The sequence below is a fragment of the Kitasatospora sp. NPDC059973 genome (genome assembly GCF_042737525.1).
GTDB lineage: Bacteria > Actinomycetota > Actinomycetes > Streptomycetales > Streptomycetaceae > Kitasatospora.
In genome coordinates this window covers 1-1,898 of sequence record NZ_JBHWUI010000354.1, presented here as the reverse complement: position 1 = coordinate 1,898, position 1,898 = coordinate 1, and the positions used below count along the sequence as shown (strand labels likewise).

2 protein-coding genes are annotated in these 1,898 nt (G+C 72.8%); one reads left to right on the top strand and one right to left on the bottom strand.

The genetic code is table 11. The features are described 5' to 3' along the window. Nucleotides 1-376 precede the first annotated feature (376 nt). The gene (locus ACFWA9_RS39050) at nt 377-574 is read right to left on the bottom strand and encodes a hypothetical protein (RefSeq protein WP_329486846.1); all 198 of its coding nucleotides are present in this window, start codon (nt 572-574) and stop codon (nt 377-379) included. 445 nt (nt 575-1,019) lie between these two features. On the opposite strand from ACFWA9_RS39050, the gene ACFWA9_RS39045 reads away from it, so the two are divergent. Continuing rightward, the coding region (locus tag ACFWA9_RS39045; RefSeq protein WP_380394334.1) for a serine/threonine-protein kinase at nt 1,020-1,898 on the top strand (879 nt) is incomplete at its 3' end.

The window sequence follows — 1,898 nt, the reverse complement described above, 5'->3', positions numbered from 1 at the left end:
TTATGTTTTTAAATCCCTTTATCGCTCAATTTACGGGGGGGGGGCCGTGATCCATGGATCACGGCCCCGGCCTTCTGCGTTTCCGGGACCGCTGTCGTGGCCGGCGTGACTGCCGTTCCGCAGCGGTCGGCTGCTGGCGCGCTGTTCCGCGGTCGGCCGCCCGGGAACGAAGAAGAGCCGTGTACGGACGCCCTCACCGACGTCCGTACACGGCATCTCCGCCTGCCGGGGTGCTCTGCGCACCACTCCCGCCCGTCCGCGGGTCAACGCGGTGCGCGGCCTTCCCCGGCGGCACTGGCTCCCCGTCCCCAGGGGATCAGTGCCCGTTCAGTGGCCGGCCGGGCAGGTGCGCCGGCCGGGATCACGGGTCGATCGGTCAGTGGGTGATCAGTTCGGCGACGGCCTGCGCCTGGTTCGCCATCTGCTCCCAGCCCCCGAAGAGGATGACCAGCAGCACGGCGCAGGGCAGGGCGATCGCCAGCGCCACCGCCGGGTGCCTGGTCGGCTCCGCGGCCTGGCGCTGGGTGAAGGCCGGCCGACGGCGGCGGGGTGACCCCGTGAGCTGCGATGCCATGCCCTCACTCCTGATTCCTGCGCCGCTCTGGTCGTGCGCTGCTCGTGCCGACCGACGGGTCTAAGTGGACGCGGTGGACGGCTTACCTCGGGGGACGAGCTCCCCGTCCACCGCTGAGGACAACGCTATGGCCCGAGGGGGTGGTCGGACGTCATGCCGTCGTACTGTTCTCCGGGCATCCCCGAGGATGACGCTCCGACTTGAGGAGTACTACCGAAGGGGGAGAGTCCCTCCACCGGACCCCCGGGGGAACCCTGAGAGCCGACCCCGAGAAGCGCTCCCGCCACCCCGCGCGCGACTGTCAGTGCAAGATCGGACAATCGCACGGAGGGTTCAGGTGTTGCGTATCAGCACACCGCAGCAGGCAGTCCGTAAGCTGTGCCCGACAGGAACTGACGATGCCCCAACCGACGGGGCCTCATCCACAGGCTGACGGGGAACGATGATGGCGATGATGCGGCTGAGGCGTGAGGACCCCCGCATCGTCGGGCCGTACCGGCTGCACCGGCGCCTCGGAGCCGGCGGCATGGGCGTCGTCTACCTCGGCTCGGACCGGCGCGGGCAGCGGGTCGCGCTCAAGCTGATCCGCGCCGAGCTGGCCGAGGACCTGGAGTTCCGCACCCGCTTCGCCCGGGAGATCGCCGCCGCGTCCAGGATCCGGGGCGGCTGCACGGCGCGGGTGGTCGGCTCCGACATCGAGACCGACCGGCCCTGGCTGGCCACCGCGTACGTCCCCGGGCCCTCGCTCTACAAGCGGGTCGGCGACGGCGGACCGCTGAGCTGGCCGGAGGCCGCCAGGATCGGCGCCGCCCTGGCCGACGGCCTGGTCAAGGTGCACGAGGCCGGGGTCGTCCACCGGGACCTCAAGCCGTCCAACATCCTGCTCTCGCCCCGCGGGCCGCGGATCATCGACTTCGGGATCGCCTGGTCCCGCGGCGCCAGCACGCTCACGCACGTCGGCACGGCGGTGGGCTCCCCCGGCTTCCTCGCCCCCGAGCAGGTCCGCGGCGCCGCCGTGACACCCGCGACGGACGTCTTCGCGTTCGGGGCGACGCTCGCGTACGCGCTCACCGGGGACACCCCGTTCGGCTCGGGCGCCTCCTCCGAAGTGATGCTGTACCGGGTCGTCCACGAGGAGCCCGACCTGACGGACGTCCCTCCGCAGCTGGCCCCGCTGATCCGGGCCTGCCTGGCGAAGGAGCCCGCCGAGCGGCCCGGGGCGGCCGCCCTGCACGAACGGCTGAGCGAACTCGCGGCGCGCGGCACGGGCGACGGCCCGGCGCCGGAGCGGCCGGGGCGCGGGCCCCGCGCCCCCCCCGGGGCG

Excerpts from the sequence above, each read along its gene's own strand:
- ACFWA9_RS39050 (WP_329486846.1), bottom strand. The coding sequence starts at position 574 with ATGGCATCGCAGCTCACGGGGTCACCCCGCCGCCGTCGGCCGGCCTTC.